The sequence below is a fragment of the Psychrobacter sp. P11G3 genome, from assembly GCF_001435845.1.
Lineage (GTDB): Bacteria > Pseudomonadota > Gammaproteobacteria > Pseudomonadales > Moraxellaceae > Psychrobacter.
The window spans coordinates 230,989-255,640 of sequence record NZ_CM003596.1 but is presented as its reverse complement, the minus strand read 5'-3'; the positions used below and the strand labels follow the sequence as shown (position 1 = coordinate 255,640).

Sequence of the window (24,652 nt, the reverse complement as noted above, 5' to 3'; positions counted from 1 at the left end):
ACGTCTAGGGAGGATAAAGCCGTAGCCGCTTAGTAGTTCTCTGACTATATTTATAGAGAACTGACTATATCAGCCAAGCTTAGGCTCAAGCCATTGATAAACCAGCATTCCTATAATCATGGCAGGAATAAAGACATAGGCTTGCCATTGACCAGTACCAAGCAATACAATTCCTGGTCCTGGGCAGATACCAACCAACCCCCAGCCGATACCGAACAACATCGCACCGATAAGCAATTTTTTATTAATGACAGTTTTGCTCGGCATATCAATCGGTGTACCAATCCAGCTTGTCTGCTGACGCTTTGCCAATCGTACACCAAAAAACGCCATTATCAGACCACCGCCCATCACAAGGGCAAGGGAGATATCCCATGCACCAAATACGTCCAAAAAACCTTGTACTTTTACAGGATCGGTCATACCTGACACCAGTAGTCCAAGTCCAAACAGCAATCCTGCCAGCAATCCGATTATATTTTTTAGCATCGTCGTATCTCGCTATTATTATCTTTCATTAACCATCGTATGTCGTTCGCGTATGAGTCCGACCATCAGTCTTCATCTGGCAATCTGCCATGAGTTCGCTATAGTAGGCCTAATACGTGGCGACCGACATAAACGGTCATAATCCCAAACAGCATAAAGGTGGCGGTCGCTGCCAATGACCGTGGAGACAGCCGTGCATTACCACAGATACCATGCCCACTGGTGCATCCTGAACCTAAACGCGTGCCAAAGCCGACCAGTAACCCTGCACCAATCAATAATGGCACGGAAGTACTGATAGCTACCTCAGGTAGTGGTCTTGCCAACTGATATAGCAGTGGTGAAATGACCAAGCCCAGTATAAAGAGCACCTGCCACATCTCTACACGTTTGGGTTTTAGTAGGCTTGAAAAAATACCACTGATACCTGCTATACGACCGATACCTAGCAGTAAGATAACCGTCGCTACGCCTAGCATCAGACCTCCTACCAAGGAGATCGGCGTAAATGCTTGCCAGTCTATTTGTATGCTCATAACGGACTACCTAATTAAGTTTATTGAATACGTGCTTGAATATTAATTTATAAAAATACATTATATTATAAAATATAATAAAAAGGTAAAAAAATACTGAACCTAGCATAATGCTAATAGTTCAGTATTTTTTATAACTGCAAAGATTGTATTGCGAAGGCTTTAAAAAGGGCAATGAAAAAGACTTAATAAGCTATCCTATTACTATCTTTATCAGCCCTCATAATGACAATTTTTACAGGCTCAGCACTTTATCAAGTGCCGTTTCAAAACGCTCTACTGTGCCATCGATATCAGTCAATTTGTCCAAGCCAAATAGACCCAAACGGAAAGTTTTGAAATTATCAAGCTCGCCCACTTTTAATGGTACGCCAGCCGCGATTTGTACCCCGATTTCAGCAAACGCACTACCTTTATGCATGTCATCACGATCAGTATAAGAGACGACAACACCTGGCGCTTTAAAACCTTCAGCAGCGACGCTCTCAACACCTTTCGCTTCTAGTACTTCACGGATACGTTTGCCAAGTGTCCACTGCGCGTCACACAATTTATCAAAACCGATTGCTTTGGCTTCATTCACGGCATCACGGAACTGACGTAAGCTGTCTGTCGGCATAGTCGCATGGTACGCATGACCGCCATTTTCGTAAGCACGCATGATGTTTAGCCACTGCTTTAGGTCGATACTAAAGCTATCAGATTCAGTACTGTCTACTTTTTTGACAGCAGCATCGCTTAGCATGACCAAGCCAGCGCCCGGCGTACTGCTCCAGCCTTTTTGCGGTGCGCTAATCAGCACATCGATGCCCAATGATTTCATATCTAGCCATACACATCCTGAGGCGATGCAATCAATGACTAATAATCCGCCAACGCTATGCACAGCTTCGCTCAACGCTTTGATATAGTCATTTGACAAAATGATACCCGAGGAGGTTTCGACATGCGGCGCAAATACAACTGCTGGCTTTTCTTCTCTGATTTTAGCTACAGCAACGTCGATATCGACTGGAGCAAACGGCTTTGGCGACTCACTATCATCGGCACGATTGGCCGTAAGGACTGTAGATGATTTGGCGATTTTGCCTTTTTCTAGGATTTGCGTCCAACGATAGCTGAACCAGCCATTACGAATGATTAGGCAATCTTCATCATTTGCCAACTGACGAGCGACGGCTTCCATACCATAAGTACCAGAACCAGGAACGATCACCACTGCATCCGCGTTATACACAGATTTTAGGTCACTAGATAGGTCGTTCATCACTTGCTGAAAGGCTTTTGACATATGGTTCAGCGCACGATCGGTGTAAACCACTGAATACTCTAATAAGCCGTTTGGATCGATATCTTGACGTAATGCAGGCATTGAACACTCCTAGTGTATGGTTAGATAATATGCGACATGGATTAGATAGCACTATAATCAAGTACTATTATTTTTGATGGTGAGGTCTTGCGCTGTCTAGAGATGCGTTGTCTTTAAGCGAATAAAAAACAACGGACACTGATGAGATCTACTAACATTAAGTTAATATATTTATAGTCATATTACGAGCAAACACCAGCACATATCTTGACCTAAGCCATCCATGAGAGCTTGATATTAGCACTGATACTGAAGGTTGACAACGATACGCTCAGGCAACGATATGACTTGCGCTATCGAACATTTATTGGTAGGTATTGGTTGATACGTTTTGATTTAAAAGCCACGATAAAAACATCAATGCCCTCGATGAGCATCTTGTAGTCCTGACACCACGAAGTCTAGTAAATCACTATCGCCTTCGCGTGCGGCTTTGCGCATCAGTTTCGATGGTGCATGAGTCAAGGTTTGAGTCAGACGTCGCGATAGCTCAGTGATGATATCTTCTGGACTGACATCGTCCTGTTGCAGCTTAGCAATAGATTCATGCAGCAGCTTATCGACTTGACCTTGAGTACACGCACGGTATTGCTGAATATCTTTACCGACTTGGCGAACCTGAAAGCGGCGGTCTATCTCGACCACCAATTGACTGACTAACAGTTCAGCATCCACTGCGGCTTGGCGACGCTGTTCGATATTACCTGCAATGACATGCTGCAAATCATCGACAGAGTACAGATAAACATCATCAATACGGCTAATGGTAGAATCGATATCGCGCGGTACGGCCAAATCTATCATAAGCATTGGCTGATAACGGCGACGCTTTAGCGCTTGTATGGTCATTGTCCTATCAATCAACAAATCCATACTGCCACTACAACTGCTAACGATATCGGCTTCTGCCAATACTTGTGGCAACTCTTGTAAGGGTTTAACGTCTACGCGGCGATTAGGACCACGTAGTTCAGCCGCTAATGCTTCGGCACGTTCGGGATTACGGTTACAGATAATGACTCGTCCGACCCCTAGCCCTGCGATATGGGTGGCCACCAAGCGATTCATCTCGCCTGCTGCAACGACCAGTAGAGTACGGCTGGGTAAATCATCAAATATTTGTGTGACCAATTTAGCTGCAGCAAAGCTAAGCGATACGGCTTGAGCGCCAACCTGCGTCTCGTTACGCACTCGTTTGGCGGCAGCGAATACTTGATCGATGATCCAGCCTAGCTGATTACTGAGTACTTTTTGGTCTTGAGCTAGATGCACAGAGTTTTTGATTTGACCGAGAATCTGCGGCTCACCCAGTATCATAGAGTCCAGACCAGCCGCTACTCTTAACCAATGAGTCAATGCATGAGTATCACGATGTACATAGAGATAAGGATCAATATCAACGAGTGGTAGTTGCTTGAAATCAGCCAGCCACGTTTTGATTTTGGTAATATGCGCACTAATCGCAGCAGATGAGATATTCATGCTACTACTAAAAGTATTGTTGGATGATGATTGGCCAGCAGCTTTGACATCTTGTATATCGGATGATTGTGAGTCAGATAGTTGGCTATTAGCGTGCTGCGACGTTGGCGTTTGTGGCACTAGCGCATAGATTTCGGTGCGGTTACAAGTAGAGACGATCACGCTACCATCAGTAAAGGCTTCTATTTGTTTGAGTGCGACATTTACATCGTCACCCACAAGCGCCAAGCGCTCTCGCAGAGCGACTGGTGCAGTTTTGTGATTGACCCCAATGACCACTAATCTCATTATCGATAGACCATAAACATGACGCTCAGTTGCCCCTTACGCTATCTTATTATTTTTAAAAGACAGTTTTTGACGACAGCGATAAAAAGGAAGACCCTAAAAACCGCCTATTATATCATTATTGCGGGCTTTAATTAACACTCACCCATCTATGATAACCATATCTCTGTATCTGGTCGTAAATGTAACAAATCAACTACTCATACGATTTATAAAATCAATAGCTGGGTTTTGACTTATGGTCAATAATATAATGTTAAATCATTCGCTTACTCTATCTTAACTTGTTATATTTCTATAATATTCAGTTCGACAGACATATCTATATTTAATCATCTTCAGTATCATTCTTTGGCAACGTACTCGCTACTAGTAGCACATTCATACAGTCAGATCTGCCAATATCTGAGTAACACGGATGCTATTGTTTATCTCATCGGTCTACTCTTATAATGTTTGTCATGGGTACATATTGCCAATATTTAACTTGAAATGATTAAAACAAACTTGCCTTATCTGTGTAGGTAAACCATGGGCGAATACGGCTATCTATGATTTTTTTTGGGTCATTACTTCGGTCACCACATCCCTATAGCGAATACTCTAGCTTCCGTGCTTTATTGCATGTCGCTATTGAGCGCCTGTGTCAACGGTATAAGCTAGCGTTGTCTCTAGCTGTGTGCCTGTGTTTGGCAGCCCCTGTTCATGCTAGCCATCCCGATGTATTGCTAGAAGCAAAAATTCCTAAAGTATCCGTTGCTACCGATACTGAAGCAACTGCCAATAAGTCAAATGGCAATAAAATAAATGATAATAATGCTGCGATTGATACACCTTATAATGAAGACACGCTCACCATAGAGAACGTAAAAAATATTAATGGCCTAGCGCCAGCCAGTCTATGGCAACCTGAGCTTAGCGAACCAAGCTTGTACGCTCTACTGGATGCCGAGTTCGCTGCCGATCGCGATGACAAACGACGTGCAGTTGCCATTTATAAGCAGCAGTCTTTTAAAGAAGATGCCACAGCCGTATTTGAGAGAGCGCTTAGCCTGTCTTTGCGTAACGAAAGGGTTGAAGACTCATTACAGTTTGCCAAGACATGGCAGGACCAAAACCCTGACCACGTACCTGCTTGGTTTTATGTCGCGCATTTGGCCCTACGTGCCCACGACTATATATTAGCGGGTGAAACGTTAAACCGCATCTTGCGCTATGACCCACGCGCAGACTTAAGCGAAATCCTCATAGGTATTTACCCAAATAATGATGATGACAAACGTGAACTTCTTGCTGCGTTACAACCACTAGATAGCGAGCAAAATGCCTCATTGTCAGTATTAAAAGCGGGTTTACTCTATCAGTTTAACGAACCTGAAGTCGCTATCGTTCATATCAATCGAGCGCTAGAGCGTCAGCCAGACTATGTGCCTTTTATTACGTTAAAAGCGGATATATTGCGCAAAATCGTAACCGCAGAGACTGTTATAAATTATGTCAGTCAAGCTCGTTTACGCAATCCTGATAGCAAAAGCCTATATCTGTATGAGATTCGCTATCTATTAGATTTAAAGAAAAGCGAACAAGCGTGGAAGTTACTGCTTGAGGCGCATAGCCGTTTCAGTGATGATTCTGAGATTACTCTGCTCGCAGCCCTAGTGAGCTTAGATATTGAAGAGTATACTAGCGCCGATGAGCTACTCAATATGCTTGCTAAGAGTCCAGCTTATCTTGATCAAGCCTATTATTATCTGGGTATCAGTGCTGAGCGTCAGCAGTTGTTCGATCAAGCCAAATACTATCTCAATGGTGTTATGCAAGAGGATTTGGTATTAGAAGCGCGTAGAAAGGTAGTGGCGTTTGAATTACTCGATAACGACGTCGATGGGGCCATCGCGACGTTAGAGAAGCTGCGCAAAGACTTTACGGTATTCGCGCCTGACACTTTTGTCATGCAAGCCGATATCTTGTGGCAACAAAACGAGTCGGATGAAGCACTGCGCTTACTAACCCGTGCCGCTCGTAAATATCCTGACAATGAGATGCTACTCTTTGCACGGGCTCAGCTGTTAGATGATAAAGAAGACTATGTCGTTAAGCGCACCTTGTTGAATCACTTGCAGGCTTTAGATCCTAGTAACTTATCTTATCAGTTGAGCTATGCACAGTTGCTACTGGCAAATGAGCGCAGCTCAGAGCAAGGTCTGGCACTAGCTACCGCAATTATTCAGATTCGCTATGATGACCCACGTTATGATAACGACCTACATCTGCAAGCCTTAAATGTCTTGGCGGGCAATGCATTGGCCAAAGAAAACTATCAGCAGGTCATCGACTATCTACAGACACCTTATGATGTGCTGCCAACTCTGCGCTCAGGCACGCTGTTATTGCGCGCCTATCAAGGCTTAGGTAACAATGACAAAGTTGAGGCATTACTCGCCGATTTGCAGCAGCGCTTCTCATTTGGACAGCATAATATCAATGACCGCATACAGCTGTATTAATAGCGCTGATTTTGGATATGTTATTCGAGCTTTGTAGTCACAGAGATATGATAATTGATAAGGTTTTTATAAATAACGAAGCATTTATAAATTACAAGGTCGTTATAAGAAGCTAACAGCCGTGCATAACCGAGCAACAAATAACGCTTAAGCTAATACCTTTGTTCATCTTTCAATTTTTGAGAAACTATTATGTCAGCATCAATCACTTCTTATAAACCAAATAAATTTGCTCTGTTTACTGCTATAACTGCAGCAATGGTCATTACCTCTGGCTGTCAGTCATTAAAAACGGCCAATGCAACTAACCAACCGACGACGACTGTACAAGGCCAAAACGCTGATCAACCAAAAAAGCTAGAGAGCTTCAATATCACCGGTAAAATTGGGGTAACGACGCCTGCGAATGATTCGACAGGTACTCAAGGTGGTAGTGCATTTTATGCATGGGGTCAGCAAAATGACCGATTTGCCATTGAGCTGATTGGCGCACTTGGTATTGGTAAAACCAACATTGAATACAATGGTCAAACCGCTACTCTAGTTAGCGAAAAGACAGGTACATTGACCGCTGACGATCCTGAAACCTTGCTAAAGAAAGCCACTGGTTGGCAAGCACCAATTTCACAAATGCCTTACTGGATTTCTGGTCGTCCAGCACCTTCAGACAGCGCGCCACAGATCGATGATCAGAGCCGCTTAGTTAGTTCAGTCAATGGTGAGTGGACAGCCAGCTTTACTTATAAAGGTACGGATAAGCTACCTAGTAAAATTAGTGCTGTACAGCCACAAGGCAACAAAGTTGTAATGACGATTAATCATTAATCTATCTTTTACTAACAACAGAAAGCCTGCTAAAAACCATCATTGCTAATTAAGATAGCTGTTTATAACTGTACCTTATGATAAAAAAATATGACTGAAAATATAGCCGAACCATCTGTTTCTATGATTACTCGTTTATCACCTGCAAAACTCAATCTGTTTTTGCATATCACGGGTAAACGTACCGACGGCTATCATAATTTGCAAACGGTATTTCGCTTGCTCGACTGGGGCGATTACTTGCATTTTTCGGTCAGCAACAATGTCGTAATTTCTACTATAGCTAGTGAATTAAGTGCTAATCAACTCTGTCACCAGCTACTGATACTAGATGGTGCAGAGGCTATCACTATTAGTATAGAAGACAATTTAATTTTCAAAGCGGCACGCGCATTGCTAGCATTTGCCATACAGTCAAACACTTTACCTGAGCAATTAGCAAAAGTGCATATCACTTTAGATAAGCACTTGCCAATGGGCGCGGGTCTAGGCGGTGGCTCATCTAATGCAGCAACGACTATGCTGGTGCTCAATGAGATTTGGCAGCTTAATTTTACTTGTGATGAGCTCATAAAGATTGGCGCGACTGTGGGTGCAGATGTACCAATATTTATATTTGGGCAAGACGCTATTGCGATGGGAATTGGTGAAGAACTGACTACGATTGAGCTGCCTGACCAGAGATATTTAATACTGATGCCTAACGCTCATGTAAATACTGCCAAACTATTTGCGCATCCTAAACTACAGCGAGATATCGCGCTCCTATCGGTTGCAACTATCCAAAACCAATACGCTGACTATGTACAAACGCTCACTACGCCCTATCATAATGTCTTTACCCCAGTGGTCACGAGCCTCGCTCCTGCTGTTGCAGATGCCTTAAGTTATCTACAGGGGTTAGAAGCGCAAGCAATGAGCACAGCACGAATGACTGGCTCTGGTAGTGCCGTGTTTTTACCTCTAGATACGAGCGTGGCTACTAATAAAAACCTTGTGGCGAAGTGGATTGCAGATGCGCCTTGTACGGCATATATCGCTGGAAACTTAAAACAGAACATACAACCTTTAGACTTCCTATCATCTAAATAATGACAACGGTAGGATTGCCTATTTTAATTTGCTAAAATAGCGCCAGCAGTAACCTATGATGAATAAATACCAGAAAAAGCCGCAAATGACTTGCAAAATCTGAAAATTTACTTATAATAGGTCGCCACAATAGGGGTATAGCCAAGTTGGTAAGGCATCAGGTTTTGATCCTGACATCCGTTGGTTCGAGTCCAGCTACCCCTGCCATTTTTTAGTACGAAGCGTTAGAGATACATCGAGTATAAGCGGTTTATAGACAGCCACTTATCTTATTGTCATTGACAACGTTATCCCAGTTTCGGTATAGTTCGCAATGGACACCGCTAGGGAAAAGTTATGTTTTAAACGGTTTATCCGTTTTTTAGATAACTGACAGGTCATGACACCATATTGAGAACGATTACTTAGTCGCTATTATATATCGGTTGTTCATAGCCTAGACATTACAGGGGTATAGCCAAGTTGGTAAGGCATCAGGTTTTGATCCTGACATCCGTTGGTTCGAGTCCAGCTACCCCTGCCATTTTTTACTGTAATAGTATACTTCAACACCTTCACCACTCTTTTCTTAATTTGAGCAGTTTGACACTGCTTAGCGGTCGCTGCTTGAGTCAATCAATAGGACTTCTGTCATGCCTTATTTGGCGATTTTTACGGGTAATGCCCACCCAGAATTAGCAAAAACCGTAGCCGATCATCTTCACATACCTCTTGGTAAAGCTGACATCACGCGTTTTTCTGATGGCGAAATTGCCGTGGAAATCAAAGAACACGTACGTGGTAAAGATGTGTTTATCATGCAGCCTACTTGTGCACCGACCAACGACAACTTGATGGAAATCATGATGATGGCTGACGCCTTGCGTCGCTCTAGTGCTGGCCGTATCACAGCTGTTATGCCGTACTTTGGTTATGCTCGTCAGGATCGTCGTCCACGCTCAGCTCGTGTACCTATCTCGGCTAAAGTGGTCGCTGACATGCTAAACATCGTCAGTATCGATCGCGTAATGACTGTTGATTTGCACTCAGATCAGATTCAGGGTTTCTTTGATATTCCTGTAGACAATATCTACGGCACACCTGTATTGCTAAACGACCTACAAAAGCAAGACTATGACAATATCATGGTTGTTTCACCTGATGTAGGCGGCGTGGTTCGTGCACGTGCGATGGCTAAGCAGTTAGGCGATACCGACATGGCAATTATTGATAAGCGCCGTGCTCGTGCCAATGAGTCACAAGTAATGCATATCATCGGTGATGTTCGTGACCGTGATTGCGTTATCGTTGATGATATGGTCGATACTGCAGGTACATTGTGTAAAGCCGCTGAAGCATTGAAAGAAAATGGTGCTCGTCGCGTTTTAGCTTATATCACGCACCCTGTCCTATCAGGTAACGCACTGAAAAACATCAGCGAATCTGCATTGGATGAAGTGGTTGTGACCGATACCATTCCACTATCTGCTGAAGCCAAAGCTTGTAGCAAAATTCGTCAGGTAAGTATTGCACCGATGCTGGCTGAAAGCTTACGCCGTATCAATAACGAAGAATCTATTAGCGCGATGTTTGACGCTTAACCTGATACAGTTATTTTTAAAACAGCTATTGCAGTAATCTCGAATAGCAATGATTGTAGTAAGACATCTTAAATAGTTAAAAAACAGAGCGTCAAGTATCCTTACTTGACGCTTTGTTTCGTGTAGGCGTTTTGCGTAGGTCTTTATTATTGCTACAGAATCACGTATAATGCGCGCCTGTGCTGACCTTTTCGTTGTTTTTATTAGGTCAGCACTATCAAAAGTGCTGATCATGCTTAACAGTAACTATCGTTATGGTCATTATCGTAGCGAGCGCTGCTATAAGCAAATGGCTAAGCTTAGACATTACGAGTTTTATTCGTAACGATAATATTAGCTATCATCACGTATTAGTGGATTGGTCGCAAATCCACTTTTTTATGACCAGACACTTCATCATTTTTTTTATAGGATTATATCCATGAGCATTAATCATTTTGAACTAAACGCCGTTGATCGTGCTGCTGAACTACAAGGTAAAGGTGCGAGCCGCCGCCTACGTAAGCAGAACCTAGTTCCTGCTATCATCTATGGTGGTAACGAAGAGCCAACAGCTATCTCTATCAAGCTTAACGAACTAGTAAAATCACTAGAATTCGAAGCGTTTTTCTCACACATCTTGACTATCAACGTTGACGGTGAAGAGCATCAAGCAGTTATCAAAGACTTGCAGCGCCATCCAGCTAAAGGCTTCCCAATGCATGCTGATTTCCAGCGCATTGTAAAAGGTCAGAAAATCCACATGAACGTTCCTGTTCATTTCACTGGTCGTGAAGATGCGCCTGGTACTGCTGCTGCTGGTGTACTATCTACGCTAGTATCTGATATCGAAGTTATCTGCTTACCATCACAACTTCCTGAATACCTAGAAGTAGATGTGTCTGGCATGGAAATCGGTGATTTGTTCCGTCTATCAGACATCAAACTTCCTGAAGGTGTTGTTATTCATGAGCTTGAGCTAGAAGACGGCCATGACCGTACTATCGTTAACATGCAGCCACCAACAGTAGAAGAAGTTGATGCTGATGCTGACGTTGATGCTGATGAAGTACCAGCAACTGAGCAAAACGACGGTACTGAAGAAAACAAAGACAGCGAGTAATGTACTGTTTCTAACTAGTACATTATTTTGTGCTGGTTAGTGATACATTCGTTTAGTCAATAAGACAGCAGGTGATTAAAATCTCCTGCTGTTTTTGTAAGTAAGGTTTGAAAATAAACTGGCTATCAGTACTTCAATCCTTACCCCTATTTATCAAATTCAAGCAGGGTGTTTTTATGGCCATAAAGCTTATTGTCGGTCTTGGTAATCCTGGTCAGCAGTATATGTTTACGCGTCATAATGCAGGATTTTGGTTTGTCCATCATTTGGCTCAGCAGTTTAATATCACGCTCTCCCCTGATAAGAAATTCCATGGAGTGACAGGGCGTGGGCAGATTCATGGGTCTGATGTGCGTTTACTTATGCCGCTGACGTTTATGAATAAATCTGGTCAGTCAGTGGTGCCTATGGTAAATTTCTATGGCATCAAAAATGATGAATTGTTGATTGCTCATGATGAGCTCGATATTCCAGCTGGTAGTATCAAACTCAAAACAGACGGTGGACATGGTGGTCACAACGGCCTACGTGATATCACGCCGCATATTGGCAATGATTTTCATCGCCTGCGTGTGGGTATCGGCCATCCTGGTCACAAGTCTAAAGTTAGTGGACACGTTCTCTCTAAAGCATCTCCCGATGAGCAGATTGCGATTGATAGCGCGTTGACAGCTGCTTTTGAAGCGCTCCCATTGTTGTTAGATGGTGATGTCGAAAAAGCACGTTCACAAATTAATGGCTTTAAATTAACAGAATAATATAGTCGTTCAATGATAATGACCTTTTATTTTGGCAGTTTTATCCCCATTAACCTTTTGATTTAGTTAATTAATATCAGTTACGCCAAGGAACCAACCTATGCTACTTAATATGCTTAAATGCAAATTACACCGTGCCCGTGTTACCCATGCCGAGCTTCATTACGAAGGCTCTTGCGGTATCGACGGTGATCTATTAGATCTTGCTGGTCTACGTGAAAACGAATCTATTGATATCTATAACGTGACCAACGGTAAGCGCTTTCGCACCTATGCTATCCGTGCTGAAGCAGGCTCTGGTATTATCTCATTGAATGGTGCTGCTGCACATATGGCAGATTTGGGCGATATCGTTATCATTTGTGCTTACGCGTATTTTGATGAAGTTGAAGCGTCAACGTATCAGCCAAAACTGGTCTATTGCAACGAAGACAACACAGTTAAAGACACAGCAAATATCATTCCTGTACAAGTTGCTTAATATGACAGGATGGTGAGGTTTTGGTAAATTTAAGATAAACACAAAGTTACATCTTTGAATTAGCTGCTATTATTACTAAAAATCTCGATGCTAAAGGGAAAGCTGAATCTAAATCAAGATTCGGCTTTTTTTATGCCATTTTTATTTATCAAATTCACATTTTTCATCATATACAAGGAAACATACTGATGTGGTTGGCCGCGCTTGCAATACTGATTGGGTTAGCAATTTTAGTTTGGAGTGCCGATGTCTTCATTGATGGGGCGACAGCACTAGCCAAGAAATTTAGTGTGCCTAGCTTCTTAATAGGTGTCTTAATATTGGGTATAGGCACATCAGCGCCTGAGATGGTGGTATCAGTACTAGCAGCGATAGAAGGCAGCCCTGAGCTGGCTCTAGGGAACGCTTATGGCTCAAATATCATCAACATCGCATTGGTACTCGGTGCAACCGTATTGATTAGCCCTATTATCATCCGTAGAGGCATCGTAAAGCGCGACTTGCCCTTACTGCTGCTAATTACTGTCATCGCCGCTTGGCAGCTACGTGATGGTACGTTAAGCCAAGCCGATGGTATCGTATTGTTGATTTTGTTGGTCGCCGTTTTAGGGCTACAGATCATAATGAGTATACGCGAAGGCTATCATGAGCACGAAGACGATATGGTCGTGGCTAATGCTGACTCAGAGCACTCAAATAACTTAGAGCACTTAAATAACTCAGAGAGCTTAGAAAAGCTAGAACCAAGCGTAACGCGTGGTCTTGTGAGTTTAATTATCGGTATGCTGATGCTCGTAGCCAGCTCACGCGCTATCGTTTGGGGTGCTGTCGAGTTGGCAACGCTATGGGGTCTTAGTGAGCTTATCATTGGTCTAACGATTGTCGCCGTTGGGACCTCATTGCCTGAACTGGTATCTAGCCTGTCAGCCGCCCGTAAAGGCGAACATGATATGGCGCTTGGTAATATTATTGGCTCTAATATCTTCAATACTTTGGCAGTTGTCGGCTTAGCAACGGTCATTGCTCCTATAGCCGCCGACCCAGTGATTCTGTCGCGTGATGTTATGGCAATGGGAGTCTTGACGATATTGCTAGTGACACTATGCGTATTTGCCTTTAAAACAAAACGCCAATTCGGTCGTACGTCGGGCGCTACGTTGGTACTTTTCTTTATGGGTTACACCGCATGGCTGATTCAAAGCGTTAGTATGTAACTGTTTAGGCTAAAGCAACTGAGCATTGGTACAACTAAATTATTACGTCGATAAGAGTTACTAGGTCAATAAAAATTATTACGTCAATAAAATCAGACTACGATTTTTTCTTACGATTTTTAAAACCGCGCCATAGCCCTTCATGTGCCACTTTTGGCATCTTTAGGGTGATGGTGTTGGACAGCATGTCTTGTACTGCCAAACCTCGAGGGTTAAACAGACAGAACACATAGTTGAATACCAAACCAAGAAACGCGCTGGCCAATAAGGCGGCGCGTGACCCATCAATAAGACTGCCAATAATGCCGAAAATCAGCGGCATCATACAAGCGGCCAAAATACGCTTAAACGACTGACCCCACGTTAGCCATTGACCTGCATCATTAATCGTTTTTAATCGCCACGTCTGCATACCTAATGTCTGACCACCACGGCGCCAAAATATCCCATAGAATGCCACGAGTGTCAGTACAAATGATGGCGTCATAATGGCGTTCTGATACCAGAGTGGCAGTGACTGAGCTTGTGACGACTCAGTACCAGTCTCCATAGTCAACAGCGTACCGACGACGGTTAGTATCGTCCCTACCAAAAACAATAACGCTAAAATCAGCATACCATCATAGAGAATCGCCACGACACGAATCATAGGCTTAGCGATGGTTGGCTCTTCGTTAGGATCTTGCTGTACAGGCGCACTCGATTGAGGCTTTGATTTTCGAGTCGTTTTTGACGGACGTTTAGATGGACTTTTTGACATGGTACAAGCTCATAGCAAGCAGTGAATAGTAACGCTATTGTACCGTAAATGGTGGGGCTATCGTACATTATCCTAGATGACTATCTAACATCGTAGATGGCCTAACATCGTAGATGGCTCTCCAATATCGTAGATTGCTCTTTAATATTATTAGTTGGCTATCCAATCATGCTACATATAAGAGATGGTCGTAGAATACATAAGTAGAAGGGTAAAAGCTACAGACATAAAAAAACCGCCAATTGTCATAAGACAGGCGATTATTTTAATGTTTTATCAGCTTATATTAAGCTATTATGCAAATGGTGCGCCTGGAGAGATTCGAACTCCCGACCCCTTAGTTCGTAGCCAAGTGCTCTATCCAACTGAGCTACAGGCGCGTATTTTGCACTTTATCCACTGCGAAGACAATATCTTTTGCAGTAAATTAGGTTGGTCATTATATAGATAATATCGCTTGTGTCAACATCTTTTTTAATTAAAACAAATTATTTTTTGAATTAATTATTAAAATGTTTAACGCAGTATATTGCGTTACTACTCTAATAACAACTGAATAAATGGCGGTGAAGGAGGGATTCGAACCCTCGATACGCTTACACGTATGGTTCCTTAGCAGGGAACTGGTTTCAGCCACTCACCCACTTCACCTAACGATTCAAGACATTTATAAAATTTCTATAAACATAGTATTGATGCTAACAATACGTCTCATGTCGTGGGCGAGTATTATAACAAAGCCAAAACGAATTGCAAGCGTTGTCTACAGATTTAATGCGGCTTTTATCAAAATTGTAGATATAAGTACTTATATCGCATTTTTATAAGGAAAATTGTGGCATATTACCGCTAAATATAACAACCAAACTGCTTATTAAGTTGAGCGACATTCATCTTGCAATCTTATAACTCACCCACAAGCATAAGACTATGATAGATTTTTTAGTAGTAGGTGGCTATAGTATTTGTCACTTACTTCAAAATATCTCAAAAGGAGCTATTATGCGACCTGTCGTACTGTGTTTTTCAGGATTGGACCCTTCAGGCGGTGCTGGATTACAAGCGGATATCGAGGCCATTGGACAGTCAGGGGCGCATGCAGCCATCGCGTGTACGGCGGTCACTATCCAAAGCTCGCAGCAGGTGTTTGGCTTTGAGGCTTGTGCGGCATCGTTGGTAAAAGCTCAAGCTACTGCGGTGCTTGATGACTTGCCTGTTAGGGCTATCAAATCAGGTATGCTCGGCACCACTGATAATATCGCAATGTTAACCAAACTATTTGCTGATCAAGTTATCGATAAGGATACGCCATTTGTCTTAGACCCTGTACTAGTCGCGAATAGCGGGGGCAGTTTGGGTGATGAAAAAACTCTGGTTAGCGCCTTTAGACAATTGCTACCCTACGCCACTTTAATCACTCCAAATACTCATGAACTACGAGCGCTTAGCGGTGAGCAAGATCTGCATGTCGGGGCAAAGAAGCTATGTGCTCAAGGCGCTTATGCAGTATTAGTAAAGACCTCACATGATTTTGATAGCGGTGACATCGAGCAGTACTTATATATACAGGGCGAGATGGTGCATAAAAGCACCTTACCGCGCTTAGATGGTGAGTTCCATGGCTCAGGATGTTCACTCGCCAGCTTTATCGCTGGACGCTTGGCAATAGGCGATGCTCTCATCGATGCTGTGCAAGCGGCAGACAGTTGGATTACCCAGACATTGCGGGCAGCTGATGCACCGTATCCTGGTGATACTCAAGCTCAACTCATACCAAATCGCTTTGTTCGTTTTTAGCATATCTAACAAGCCATAGCTTCCCCAAGTAGCAGACGCAAAAAAGGCGCTCTATATTTTTATAGAACGCCTTTTTTATGACAGTTTTTAAATTTGATTAGACTTAACCCAAGGTTGGCAACACACTCGCAGCCAAACCACCGATAAATATCTCCAACAAATAAAATGCTAAGAAAGCAACCATTGGCGATAAATCTAGCATACCTAAATTCGGCGTGATACGACGAAACGGGGCTAAAATAGGCTCAGCCAAATTAATGATAATGCCAATAATCGGATGCTCAGATCTGGTAAACACCACAACCCAGCTAACGATAATAGAACCAATCACTAGGTAGCGACACATACGTAAAAAGTCTAACAATAAGCTAGTCGTGCCCGTAAAGAATAGCGGTACAGGCGCAATACCTTTATGCGTCAATGCGGCCTTTCCAGAGATATCGATTAGACGAATCAAAAACATCAGGACGATAGCAGCAATGCTAATACGACCCTGTGCAACAGTCGGAAAAATACGCCCGAATACATCGACGATATGCGTCGCTTTATAAGCAGGTGCAATCATCGGATTGCTCGCATCCATCCCTGCAAACTGCAACATAAAACGAATAAACACCAGCATCATAGCGAATGTGGTGACCAAATCAAAAATTTGAAATAACATGTTGTTCATGAAGTGCTACTCAATGTGACATTATTAACAGATTCTAAGATGACAAATGTCATTATCAGATGCTGATGATTACATAAATGTGTCGTCAGTGGTGACTCACAGCACACCTTGTCAGTGTTTACTTACTCATCTCTTCACTTAACGCTTGGCTACGATCATAGCAAGCTTGCATGGCCTCGCTGATTTGACGACCAACCTCATTGGCTTGCATTGACTCGACCGCTGCCTGAGTAGTACCGTTCGGTGAAGTAACTTTACGGCGTAACTCAGCTGGTGCATCATTACTATTCATCGCCATTTTTGCAGCACCTAACATGGTCTGCATAGCAAGCGCTGAGGCTTGTTCTTTATCCAGCCCTAATGCAACTGCCCCATCGACCATCGATTCGATGAAGTAAAACATATACGCTGGCGCTGAACCTGATACAGCTGTAACGGCATGCATATGCTCTTCGTCATCGACCCACATGACCAAACCTGATGCTTCCATAACGGCTGTTGCTAGCTGCTTCTGTTCTGCTGAGATATTGTCTGTACCATAAAGGCCAGTCGCACCCATTTGAATCATAGAAGGCGTGTTTGGCATTGCACGCACGATATTGCTATAGCCGCCCAACATGTTTGATAAAAGATCAGTCGATAAGCCTGCCGCCACTGAAATGACCAATTGAGTGTCTAGTACATCAGCAAAAGCACTTACCACTACTTTCATCATTTGTGGTTTGACTGCTAGCACTACGATATCCGCACCGATCACAGCAGATTTAGGATCAGCCATTGGATCAACAGTATTTAGACCTTTGGCAGCTAATTGCTCACGTGCATCGCTGCTAGGATCGGCGACCGTGATTAGATTTGGTTTGATGCCGCAACCCACAAGCCCGCTAATGAGCGCTTGTGCCATGTTTCCGCCACCAATAAAACTGATTTTTTTATTATCTAATACCGACATACTTGTCTCCTAGTCACAAAATTCAAAAGGTATTCAACTTAACATACTGATATGTAAAACGACACTCAGTTTATCATACTGCCACTATCGCCGTTTGATAAATTCAAAATGTCGCGCCTGACATCAACCTGATAAAAATCAACGAGTCAGCCAACAGATATTAAACTTTTGACACTTTTTATTTTAGACTAAGCTCACTTCTGATGTACTCAGCCAATTGATTGCTTTTAGCATCGCTATCCGTCTGCTCAGAACTCAAAAGCCAACTCTCAAATGGTGATGCTAGTAACAGAGGAATATCAGTTTGTATGTCGCTTCCATCTTCAGATTTTTTTGTAAGGGTAATGCTGACTACCATTAAGCTGTCTCGTAGCCATAGTGGAATCCCAAGCGTTTGATACAGTTTTTTGCCTGCTTGTGGGCGCGCAGCCATCTCGGTCTTTAACCGTTGCTCACGGTTTAATGGCACTATTTTTAACACTATCTGTTGTGCTATACCGTCCGCACTATTTTCTAACAATCGTACCAGCGCATCTACCTTTACTTGCAACTGCCAAGTATAACGATCACTGCTACGTATGGTGAGCGATGTTAAATTATTAGCTGAATGACTAAATAAATTACTAGATAAAGTCAGTACCTGCTCGGTCAGTGGTAGCTTCAGCCAAGACATCCATTCGCTGCTCATACGATAGAGCTGCTGACGATAGCGGCGAATGGTATAAGATGCCTTACGACCTTGCCAAAACAGTTCTGTTTGATGATCTTGGTCATCACGTTGGCTGAGAGTTAACACATCATCGACGAGTTGCTTAACAGGTGGTAACGGCTCATCTTGACCCAGCCAATAGTGCAGTAGTTGCCGCTGACGATACATGGGTAGCTGTTGCAACGCATCAATATTTAATACACGCTGTGCGGGTAAAAGTTGCAGGTCTGTACTCTCCGTCTGCTGCATGTCCTGTATAGCTTGAGCATTGACTGTTTCCTGTGCATCACTTAACAGCTGCGCACTACGAGCAATATTATCAATGACGTTGGGGTTGTACGTAGCCAGTGCTGGCATGATATCGCGGCGTAACCCACTACGTACATTATCTCCAGTTTTATTGGTAGGGTCATCGATGTAAGGCAGCGCTAAGCGTTTGGCATAGGCGCTGATAGTTGCGCGTCTTATGGTGAGCCAAGGTCGCCACAGGACATTGCGCTGCCCGCCTTGTCTTCGTACACTCCACGGCTGTATACCAGACAGACCGTTGACTCCTGCTCCTTGAATCAATCGCATCAGCACCGTTTCAGCTTGGTCATCAGCGTGATGCGCTAATAGCAATACATCATCTTGGTTAATATGAGCACGCATAATATTATAACGCGCTTGCCGAGCGGCCTGCTCATCATGCCCATTCACTTGTGCCTGTAAAATGCGACAAGGCAACTGCTGCGCTTGCGCCCAATTGGCAACATGCTTGGCCCAATGCTGACTATCCGATTGTAAGCCATGATCGACATGTAAAAGCTGCGGCAAGCATGGCAACTTACCTTGTCGGTAGAGCTGCACACACAGCGCCGCAAGTGCCAATGAATCACGCCCACCACTACATGCCAACCAAAGACGACGACCATGCAACTGATCACTATAAACAGACATACTGCTCAATAATGCGGTTGCTAGTGTCTTATCAACTGGCAAATCGGCAATTGATTTAATAGGATGTGAGATGATTGCGCTGCTGGTCATAGTCAGCCTTATTTTTCGTTATTTTAGATGCTTCATATACTAACAGCCAAAAAAAAACGCGCCATTAAATGACACGTTTTTATTTTAGCACTAAGACTCAGACTCTAATATGAAAAGCCAGCTATTAAATAATAGCGGCTTAATAACAGAAAAATCCTATTAACCAATTAAGCAGGTAACATCACTTCTGAGTTAAAAGACTTTAGCTTTTCATAACGTAGCTCACAACGCTCTTGAGGATCTAAATCTTTAATCTCATCAAGTTGTTCAGTAATCAATGCTTTAAGGGCATTCATCACCGGCTGTGGCTGAATATGTGCGCCTTCACCTTCTTCGATAACGGCATCAATCAAACCCATTTGATACAGGTTGATGGCGTTTAACTTTAGCGCTTCACTAGCGTCTTGTGCTTTTTCAGCGGTTTTCCATAGGATAGAAGCACAGCCTTCAGGAGAGATCACTGAGTAAATGCTGTTTTGTAGCATATTTACTTTATCACCGACACCAATCGCCAATGCGCCACCTGAGCCGCCTTCACCAATGATAGTCACAATCACAGGCACTTTCAGACTAGAAAATACAGCAATGCTTTCTGCAATCGCTTGCGCTTGTCCGCGCTCTTCTGCACCAATACCAGGGTAAGCACCTTGGGTATCCACAAAGGTCATCACAGGAATGTTAAAGCGCTCGGCCATTTTGACCAAACGAATCACTTTGCGATAGCCTTCAGGATTGGCCATACCAAAATTATGAGCAATACGCTCACGGGTGCTACGACCACGATGCTGACCAATCACCATCACAGGCTGACCATCAAAACGTGCAAGACCACCCAAAATGGCTTTGTCATCGGCAAAAGCACGGTCGCCATGCAACTCGTCAAATTCGGTAAAAAGCTGATTAACATAGTCCATAAATAATGGACGCTTGGCGTGTCGTGCAAGCTGCACACTATCCCAGACAGTGCTCATAGACGCTTCCCTATAATAATTATACTTAATGTATTTATGTTTAAGAATAATATCGTTATCCGTATTCAGATAATGAAAGTACAGTTGTAAACTCAATAGGAGCTATAGTAGCACATCTTAAATAGCATGACATTATCGACAACGCCGCTTTTGTTACGTTAATCTTTAACTCAATACCTACAATGGTAACTGCTCAACCTCTGGAGTCTCGGCCTCTTGAGCTTCAATCACACTAAGCTGTACGCCCCACTTAGCAAACTGGTCAATCTCAGTACGTAAATCTGCGAGCAAGAAAGCATAATGCTCACTGCTATCCGCCAAGGTGATTTGCCAGCTGTTTTCAGCGACTACCTTTAATTCTAACTCTGGTAGCGCATAATCACTGCGACTATGATGTGCCAGTACGGCAAGGCGCAACAATAAGCAGAGATAAACCAACTGATCACCGCCAATCTGACAAGTCTGCTCTAGCATATCGGCTTTGAGCTTGCGGCGATGGTTCAGCATCAGCTGCGCCATGCGTTTCTGATCGACTTGCGAGAATCCTGGAATATCCGAGTACTCCAGCAAATACGCGCTGTGCTTGTGATAGCTACTGTGACTGATTGCCAGTCCTATCTCATGCAAGAATGCAGCACGTCTGAGCAAGTCGCAATCATCATTGGACAGCGCAAGCTTGTCTTTTACTTGTTCAAATAAATGACGGCTGGTTTTCACCACTTGCTTGGCTTGCTTTTTGTCTCCTGAATAACGCTTGATTAATGCCAAGACACTGCGGTCACGCACATCTTCACTAGCAAAGCGTCCGAGCATATCGTACATAACACCTTCACGTAACGCACCATCTGAGTAGGTAATGGTCTCAACGCCCAGCACTTTCATCACCGCGCGCAATACTGCCACACCAGCAGGAAATACGGCTTTACGATGTTCTTTGACGCCTTCTAACTCGATATCATCAATATTGCCAATCTTAATCAGCAATTTCTCTAATTTTTTGACGCCTCTATAAGTGATGCGTTCTTGCTCATCGGCCCAACCTTTTGATACTAGGACATTACGCACCGCTTTGATTGTACCGCTTGAGCCGACTACGCTACTCCAGCCTGTCTTTTGATAACGACCATTAATCGCTAAGACTTCTTTACGTGCACCTGAAATTGCACTATTGAAGGCTTCTTTAGTAATCAGGCCGTCAGCAAAGAATTTTTGGGTAAAAGAAACACAGCCCATTTGTAAACTTTCAGTCAATAATGGATCGAAATTTTGACCAATAATAAACTCTGTCGAACCGCCGCCAATATCCATAACCAAGCGCTTATCACTACTCTCATTGGTATGTGAGACGCCCAAATAAATCAATCGTGCCTCTTCGCGGCCCGCGATAATCTCAATAGGTTTTGGCAGGATTTTATTAGCACGGGAAATAAAGTCGTTGGCGTTTTTGGCTTGACGCAAGGCGTTGGTCGCAACCACACGAATACGCTCTGGGGGTACTGAATCCAAGCGCGCCACGAACCGACTCAAACAATCGAGACCACGCTGTTCGGCTGCTGCGCTTAGAATATTATTCTCATCCAATCCAGCAGCGAGCTGTACCTTTTCAGACATCGAGACTACTTTTCGCACTTCCCCATGGTCAAGACGAGCAATAGCTAAATGGAAACTGTTGGAACCAATATCGATGGCTGCCATCATTTCATCATCGCCAATTGGCGGATTCGTAAGGTAGTCAATAGGCATAGGACAAGTCGTCACCGTGTTAGAAAGAGTGGATAGTTTACCAAAATCACGTGCTATATAGTTATAAAATCACATGTATAGAAAAAAGTAGTAACCACAAAAATCAGGGCAATTTTATTATTAAAGCATTTATGCCAAACACTCGCAAGCGATGCAAAACTGTAGTGGGAACATAAAAAACCACCCTATAAGCTGACAGGTATCGGCTCAGCATCTAGCGCTTGTGTTACTCATATCGGTTTGCTACATTGAAAGCTATCAATATCATGATAAAAAACCGTTATTTACAGAATTTTTATCCGTATAATTTACTTCAAAAGCCACCAACTAATCGGTTAAAAATCATCTGCAATTAATAGTTATCAAACCCACCAGCAAGGAAGCTAGTCACATGAATCAGACCACTACAAAAGACGCTACCCAAACTACTGAGACCCCTATCAGCAGCGCTAAAAAAGACATGGTAAAAACTGAAAGTTCGCCTAAACAGGCATTTTATGATTTTTACTTAGATGAGCATCAAAACATGGCCTGTCGCCGTCTACATTTCGCAGGCAGTAGCTTTGGCTTATTAGGACTGGCAAAGTCTGTCAAAACTGGCTCAGCCAAACCTTTGGTAAAGGGCATTGCCGCTGGATATGCTTGTGCATGGGTTGGACACTTTTTCTTTGAAAAGAACAAGCCCGCTTCTTTTAAGTTTCCATTGAAAAGCTTTGTCAGTGATTTTCGTATGTATAGCGATGTGCTACGAGGCAATCTGAGCTTGAGAGATCGTAAGTTTGATAAAGCACGATAAAGTTTAGTCGCCATATAAATTAAGTGACAAACTTTATATTCTTCCCAATACGATTATAAATAAGATATCGATAAACAAAAAAACCAGCAGAGATCACAGGACGATCTTGCTGGTTTTTTAAACTGCAACTTTTTAACGAGCTAATAGCTTAAATGGCTAAACTATGCCTTCGCCATTTCTGCAAATATCTCATCAGCCGCTTTGATTGATGCATCAATGTCTTCATCGCTATGTTTGATAGACATAAATCCTGCTTCATAAGCTGACGGTGCCAAGTAAATACCGCGATCTAGCATACCGTGGAAGAAAGTATTAAATACGTCCATATCGCACTCTGTCACGTCATCGAAGTTCTTTGGTGTTTCGGTTGTGCTGTCTTTGACAAAGAACATGCCAAACATACCGCCAAGCTTATTGGTACGTAGATGAATACCATGTTTGTCAGCTGCTGCTTGGAAACCATCCACTAGGTGATCAACTTTCGCTGCTAACTCGTCGTAGAAACCTTCTGCGGTTAAATCTTCAAACATAGCGATACCAGCGCGCATCGCTAGTGGATTGCCTGATAATGTACCAGCTTGATAGACACCGCCAAGTGGTGCTATGCAAGACATGACTTCTTCTTTACCACCGAAAGCGCCTACTGGCAGACCTGCACCGATGATTTTACCAAAGCAAGTTAAATCAGGGTCGATACCGAAGTGTGCTTGTGCACCGCCAAGACCAACGCGGAAGCCAGTCATCACTTCATCAAAAATCAATACTGCGCCATTAGCTGTACATTCTGCGCGCAGCGTATCATGAAACTCTTGTGTTGGGATAACCATGTTCATGTTGCCAGCGATAGGCTCTAAGATAACGCAGGCAATTTCTTCGCCCCATTTCTCAAAACAGTCTTTAATCGCTTGCGGATCATTATAAGGAATCGTAATCGTATGCTTAGCAAAGTCTGCTGGCACGCCTTTCGACGTTGGCTCACCAATATCAAGCATGCCAGAGCCTGCTTTTACTAATAGGCTATCTGAATGCCCATGGTAGCAGCCTTCAAATTTAACGATTTTGTCACGCTGGGTATAACCACGTGCTAAGCGAATCGCACTCATGGTCGCTTCGGTACCAGAGCTGGTCATACGAATCATTTCAACGCTCGGCACAATGTCGCAAATCTTGTCAGCAACGGTGGTTTCAAACGGCGTTGGTGTACCAAAGCTCAAACCGTCATCAGCCGCTTTTTTCACCGCATCGATGACTTTGGGGTGCGCATGACCCAAAATCATTGGGCCCCACGAGCCAACATAGTCAATATAGGCGTTGTCTTCGGTATCATAAATTTTGCTGCCATTGGCACGGTGCATAAAGATTGGCGTACCACCGACCCCTGCAAAGGCGCGAACTGGTGAGTTAACACCACCTGGGATATGTTTACGTGCTTGCGCAAAAAGCTGTTCGTTTTTAGTACTCATAATTATTCTCTACTTATAGCGACATTTATAACG

The 24,652-nt window shown here is 43.3% G+C and carries 21 protein-coding genes and 4 tRNA genes; 12 read left to right on the top strand and 13 right to left on the bottom strand.

Annotated features, from left to right (window positions below; translation table 11 throughout):
* Positions 1–69 precede the first annotated feature (69 nt).
* The 4 genes from AK824_RS01080 to hemA all read right to left on the bottom strand — a co-directional run bounded on the left by AK824_RS01080 (position 70) and on the right by hemA (position 4,167).
* Positions 70–489 (bottom strand): DUF6691 family protein, encoded by a 420-nt coding sequence (locus tag AK824_RS01080; RefSeq protein WP_057758056.1) that lies wholly within the window; start codon positions 487–489, stop codon positions 70–72.
* A 98-nt stretch (positions 490–587) separates the two neighbouring features.
* Entirely contained in the window at positions 588–1,025 is a 438-nt protein-coding gene (locus tag AK824_RS01075) for a YeeE/YedE family protein (RefSeq protein WP_057758054.1), read from the bottom strand.
* Positions 1,026–1,260: 235 nt separating this feature from the next.
* Positions 1,261–2,397 (bottom strand): aminotransferase class V-fold PLP-dependent enzyme, encoded by a 1,137-nt coding sequence (locus tag AK824_RS01070; protein ID WP_057758052.1) that lies wholly within the window; start codon positions 2,395–2,397, stop codon positions 1,261–1,263.
* Between the two features lie 357 nt (positions 2,398–2,754).
* The gene (gene hemA / locus AK824_RS01065) at positions 2,755–4,167 is read right to left on the bottom strand and encodes a glutamyl-tRNA reductase (protein WP_057758050.1); all 1,413 of its coding nucleotides are present in this window, start codon (positions 4,165–4,167) and stop codon (positions 2,755–2,757) included.
* Between the two features lie 551 nt (positions 4,168–4,718).
* Here hemA and AK824_RS01060 point away from each other — a divergent pair.
* From AK824_RS01060 to AK824_RS01015, 10 genes are all read left to right on the top strand, one after another.
* Complete coding sequence (locus AK824_RS01060) at positions 4,719–6,674, top strand: tetratricopeptide repeat protein (RefSeq protein ID WP_057758048.1); 1,956 nt, start codon at positions 4,719–4,721, stop codon at positions 6,672–6,674.
* A 192-nt stretch (positions 6,675–6,866) separates the two neighbouring features.
* Entirely contained in the window at positions 6,867–7,499 is a 633-nt protein-coding gene (gene lolB, locus AK824_RS01055) for a lipoprotein insertase outer membrane protein LolB (protein ID WP_057758046.1), read from the top strand.
* 90 nt (positions 7,500–7,589) lie between these two features.
* Positions 7,590–8,591 (top strand): 4-(cytidine 5'-diphospho)-2-C-methyl-D-erythritol kinase, encoded by a 1,002-nt coding sequence (gene ispE / locus AK824_RS01050; RefSeq protein WP_057758044.1) that lies wholly within the window; start codon positions 7,590–7,592, stop codon positions 8,589–8,591.
* Between the two features lie 131 nt (positions 8,592–8,722).
* Positions 8,723–8,798: transfer RNA gene (locus AK824_RS01045), tRNA-Gln, on the top strand.
* Between the two features lie 240 nt (positions 8,799–9,038).
* Positions 9,039–9,114, top strand: a tRNA-Gln gene (locus AK824_RS01040).
* A gap of 109 nt (positions 9,115–9,223) precedes the next feature.
* Positions 9,224–10,171, top strand: coding sequence for a ribose-phosphate pyrophosphokinase (locus AK824_RS01035; protein ID WP_057758042.1), 948 nt, complete (start codon positions 9,224–9,226; stop codon positions 10,169–10,171).
* Between the two features lie 421 nt (positions 10,172–10,592).
* Complete coding sequence (locus AK824_RS01030) at positions 10,593–11,273, top strand: 50S ribosomal protein L25/general stress protein Ctc (RefSeq protein ID WP_057758040.1); 681 nt, start codon at positions 10,593–10,595, stop codon at positions 11,271–11,273.
* A gap of 176 nt (positions 11,274–11,449) precedes the next feature.
* Positions 11,450–12,031, top strand: coding sequence for an aminoacyl-tRNA hydrolase (gene pth, locus AK824_RS01025; RefSeq protein ID WP_057758038.1), 582 nt, complete (start codon positions 11,450–11,452; stop codon positions 12,029–12,031).
* Between the two features lie 100 nt (positions 12,032–12,131).
* Positions 12,132–12,512: an aspartate 1-decarboxylase gene (panD, locus tag AK824_RS01020; protein ID WP_057758036.1), complete on the top strand. Its 381-nt coding sequence runs from the start codon at positions 12,132–12,134 to the stop codon at positions 12,510–12,512.
* Positions 12,513–12,700: 188 nt separating this feature from the next.
* A complete protein-coding gene (locus AK824_RS01015) occupies positions 12,701–13,726 on the top strand; it encodes a calcium/sodium antiporter (protein ID WP_057758035.1) in 1,026 nt (341 codons plus the stop codon).
* Between the two features lie 97 nt (positions 13,727–13,823).
* On the opposite strand, the gene AK824_RS01010 is transcribed toward AK824_RS01015, so the two are convergent.
* The 3 genes from AK824_RS01010 to AK824_RS01000 all read right to left on the bottom strand — a co-directional run bounded on the left by AK824_RS01010 (position 13,824) and on the right by AK824_RS01000 (position 15,137).
* Positions 13,824–14,486, bottom strand: a complete 663-nt coding sequence (locus AK824_RS01010; RefSeq protein ID WP_057758033.1) for an RDD family protein — start codon at positions 14,484–14,486, stop codon at positions 13,824–13,826.
* A 303-nt stretch (positions 14,487–14,789) separates the two neighbouring features.
* Positions 14,790–14,866: transfer RNA gene (locus tag AK824_RS01005), tRNA-Arg, on the bottom strand.
* Positions 14,867–15,047: 181 nt separating this feature from the next.
* Positions 15,048–15,137: transfer RNA gene (locus AK824_RS01000), tRNA-Ser, on the bottom strand.
* Positions 15,138–15,488: 351 nt separating this feature from the next.
* On the opposite strand from AK824_RS01000, the gene AK824_RS00995 reads away from it, so the two are divergent.
* Positions 15,489–16,283, top strand: coding sequence for a hydroxymethylpyrimidine/phosphomethylpyrimidine kinase (locus tag AK824_RS00995; protein WP_057758031.1), 795 nt, complete (start codon positions 15,489–15,491; stop codon positions 16,281–16,283).
* Between the two features lie 103 nt (positions 16,284–16,386).
* On the opposite strand, the gene AK824_RS00990 is transcribed toward AK824_RS00995, so the two are convergent.
* The 5 genes from AK824_RS00990 to ppx form a co-directional block, all read right to left on the bottom strand.
* Positions 16,387–16,947 (bottom strand): YggT family protein, encoded by a 561-nt coding sequence (locus tag AK824_RS00990; RefSeq protein WP_227511180.1) that lies wholly within the window; start codon positions 16,945–16,947, stop codon positions 16,387–16,389.
* Between the two features lie 127 nt (positions 16,948–17,074).
* Positions 17,075–17,908 (bottom strand): pyrroline-5-carboxylate reductase, encoded by an 834-nt coding sequence (gene proC, locus AK824_RS00985; RefSeq protein ID WP_057758027.1) that lies wholly within the window; start codon positions 17,906–17,908, stop codon positions 17,075–17,077.
* Positions 17,909–18,086: 178 nt separating this feature from the next.
* The gene (tilS, locus tag AK824_RS00980; protein ID WP_057758025.1) at positions 18,087–19,646 is read right to left on the bottom strand and encodes a tRNA lysidine(34) synthetase TilS; all 1,560 of its coding nucleotides are present in this window, start codon (positions 19,644–19,646) and stop codon (positions 18,087–18,089) included.
* Positions 19,647–19,813: 167 nt separating this feature from the next.
* Positions 19,814–20,617 (bottom strand): acetyl-CoA carboxylase carboxyltransferase subunit alpha, encoded by an 804-nt coding sequence (locus tag AK824_RS00975; protein WP_057758024.1) that lies wholly within the window; start codon positions 20,615–20,617, stop codon positions 19,814–19,816.
* Between the two features lie 177 nt (positions 20,618–20,794).
* Positions 20,795–22,360 carry an exopolyphosphatase gene (gene ppx, locus AK824_RS00970; RefSeq protein WP_057758022.1) on the bottom strand — a complete coding sequence of 522 codons (1,566 nt, stop codon included), beginning with the start codon at positions 22,358–22,360 and terminating at the stop codon, positions 20,795–20,797.
* A 460-nt stretch (positions 22,361–22,820) separates the two neighbouring features.
* Here ppx and AK824_RS00965 point away from each other — a divergent pair, with 460 nt between their 5' ends.
* A complete protein-coding gene (locus AK824_RS00965; protein ID WP_227511221.1) occupies positions 22,821–23,156 on the top strand; it encodes an Mpo1-like protein in 336 nt (111 codons plus the stop codon).
* A gap of 161 nt (positions 23,157–23,317) precedes the next feature.
* Here the strand turns inward: AK824_RS00965 and hemL are convergent, their stop codons facing one another.
* Entirely contained in the window at positions 23,318–24,619 is a 1,302-nt protein-coding gene (gene hemL / locus AK824_RS00960; protein ID WP_057758018.1) for a glutamate-1-semialdehyde 2,1-aminomutase, read from the bottom strand.
* Positions 24,620–24,652: the final 33 nt, after the last annotated feature.

Bases quoted from the DNA above. Each gene is read 5' to 3' on its own strand.
- tilS (WP_057758025.1), bottom strand. From the start codon at position 19,646: ATGACCAGCAGCGCAATCATCTCACATCCTATTAAATCAATTGCCGAT.
- lolB (WP_057758046.1), top strand. From the start codon at position 6,867: ATGTCAGCATCAATCACTTCTTATAAACCAAATAAATTTGCTCTGTTT.
- AK824_RS01015 (WP_057758035.1), top strand. From the start codon at position 12,701: ATGTGGTTGGCCGCGCTTGCAATACTGATTGGGTTAGCAATTTTAGTT.
- AK824_RS00965 (WP_227511221.1), top strand. From the start codon at position 22,821: ATGGTAAAAACTGAAAGTTCGCCTAAACAGGCATTTTATGATTTTTAC.
- AK824_RS00995 (WP_057758031.1), top strand. From the start codon at position 15,489: ATGCGACCTGTCGTACTGTGTTTTTCAGGATTGGACCCTTCAGGCGGT.
- AK824_RS01070 (WP_057758052.1), bottom strand. From the start codon at position 2,397: ATGCCTGCATTACGTCAAGATATCGATCCAAACGGCTTATTAGAGTAT.
- AK824_RS01075 (WP_057758054.1), bottom strand. From the start codon at position 1,025: ATGAGCATACAAATAGACTGGCAAGCATTTACGCCGATCTCCTTGGTA.
- proC (WP_057758027.1), bottom strand. From the start codon at position 17,908: ATGTCGGTATTAGATAATAAAAAAATCAGTTTTATTGGTGGCGGAAAC.
- panD (WP_057758036.1), top strand. From the start codon at position 12,132: ATGCTACTTAATATGCTTAAATGCAAATTACACCGTGCCCGTGTTACC.
- AK824_RS01060 (WP_057758048.1), top strand. From the start codon at position 4,719: ATGATTTTTTTTGGGTCATTACTTCGGTCACCACATCCCTATAGCGAA.
- pth (WP_057758038.1), top strand. From the start codon at position 11,450: ATGGCCATAAAGCTTATTGTCGGTCTTGGTAATCCTGGTCAGCAGTAT.
- hemL (WP_057758018.1), bottom strand. From the start codon at position 24,619: ATGAGTACTAAAAACGAACAGCTTTTTGCGCAAGCACGTAAACATATC.
- AK824_RS01030 (WP_057758040.1), top strand. From the start codon at position 10,593: ATGAGCATTAATCATTTTGAACTAAACGCCGTTGATCGTGCTGCTGAA.
- ppx (WP_057758022.1), bottom strand. From the start codon at position 22,360: ATGCCTATTGACTACCTTACGAATCCGCCAATTGGCGATGATGAAATG.
- AK824_RS01010 (WP_057758033.1), bottom strand. From the start codon at position 14,486: ATGTCAAAAAGTCCATCTAAACGTCCGTCAAAAACGACTCGAAAATCA.
- AK824_RS00975 (WP_057758024.1), bottom strand. From the start codon at position 20,617: ATGAGCACTGTCTGGGATAGTGTGCAGCTTGCACGACACGCCAAGCGT.
- AK824_RS01080 (WP_057758056.1), bottom strand. From the start codon at position 489: ATGCTAAAAAATATAATCGGATTGCTGGCAGGATTGCTGTTTGGACTT.
- AK824_RS01035 (WP_057758042.1), top strand. From the start codon at position 9,224: ATGCCTTATTTGGCGATTTTTACGGGTAATGCCCACCCAGAATTAGCA.
- AK824_RS00990 (WP_227511180.1), bottom strand. From the start codon at position 16,947: ATGTTATTTCAAATTTTTGATTTGGTCACCACATTCGCTATGATGCTG.
- hemA (WP_057758050.1), bottom strand. From the start codon at position 4,167: ATGAGATTAGTGGTCATTGGGGTCAATCACAAAACTGCACCAGTCGCT.
- ispE (WP_057758044.1), top strand. From the start codon at position 7,590: ATGACTGAAAATATAGCCGAACCATCTGTTTCTATGATTACTCGTTTA.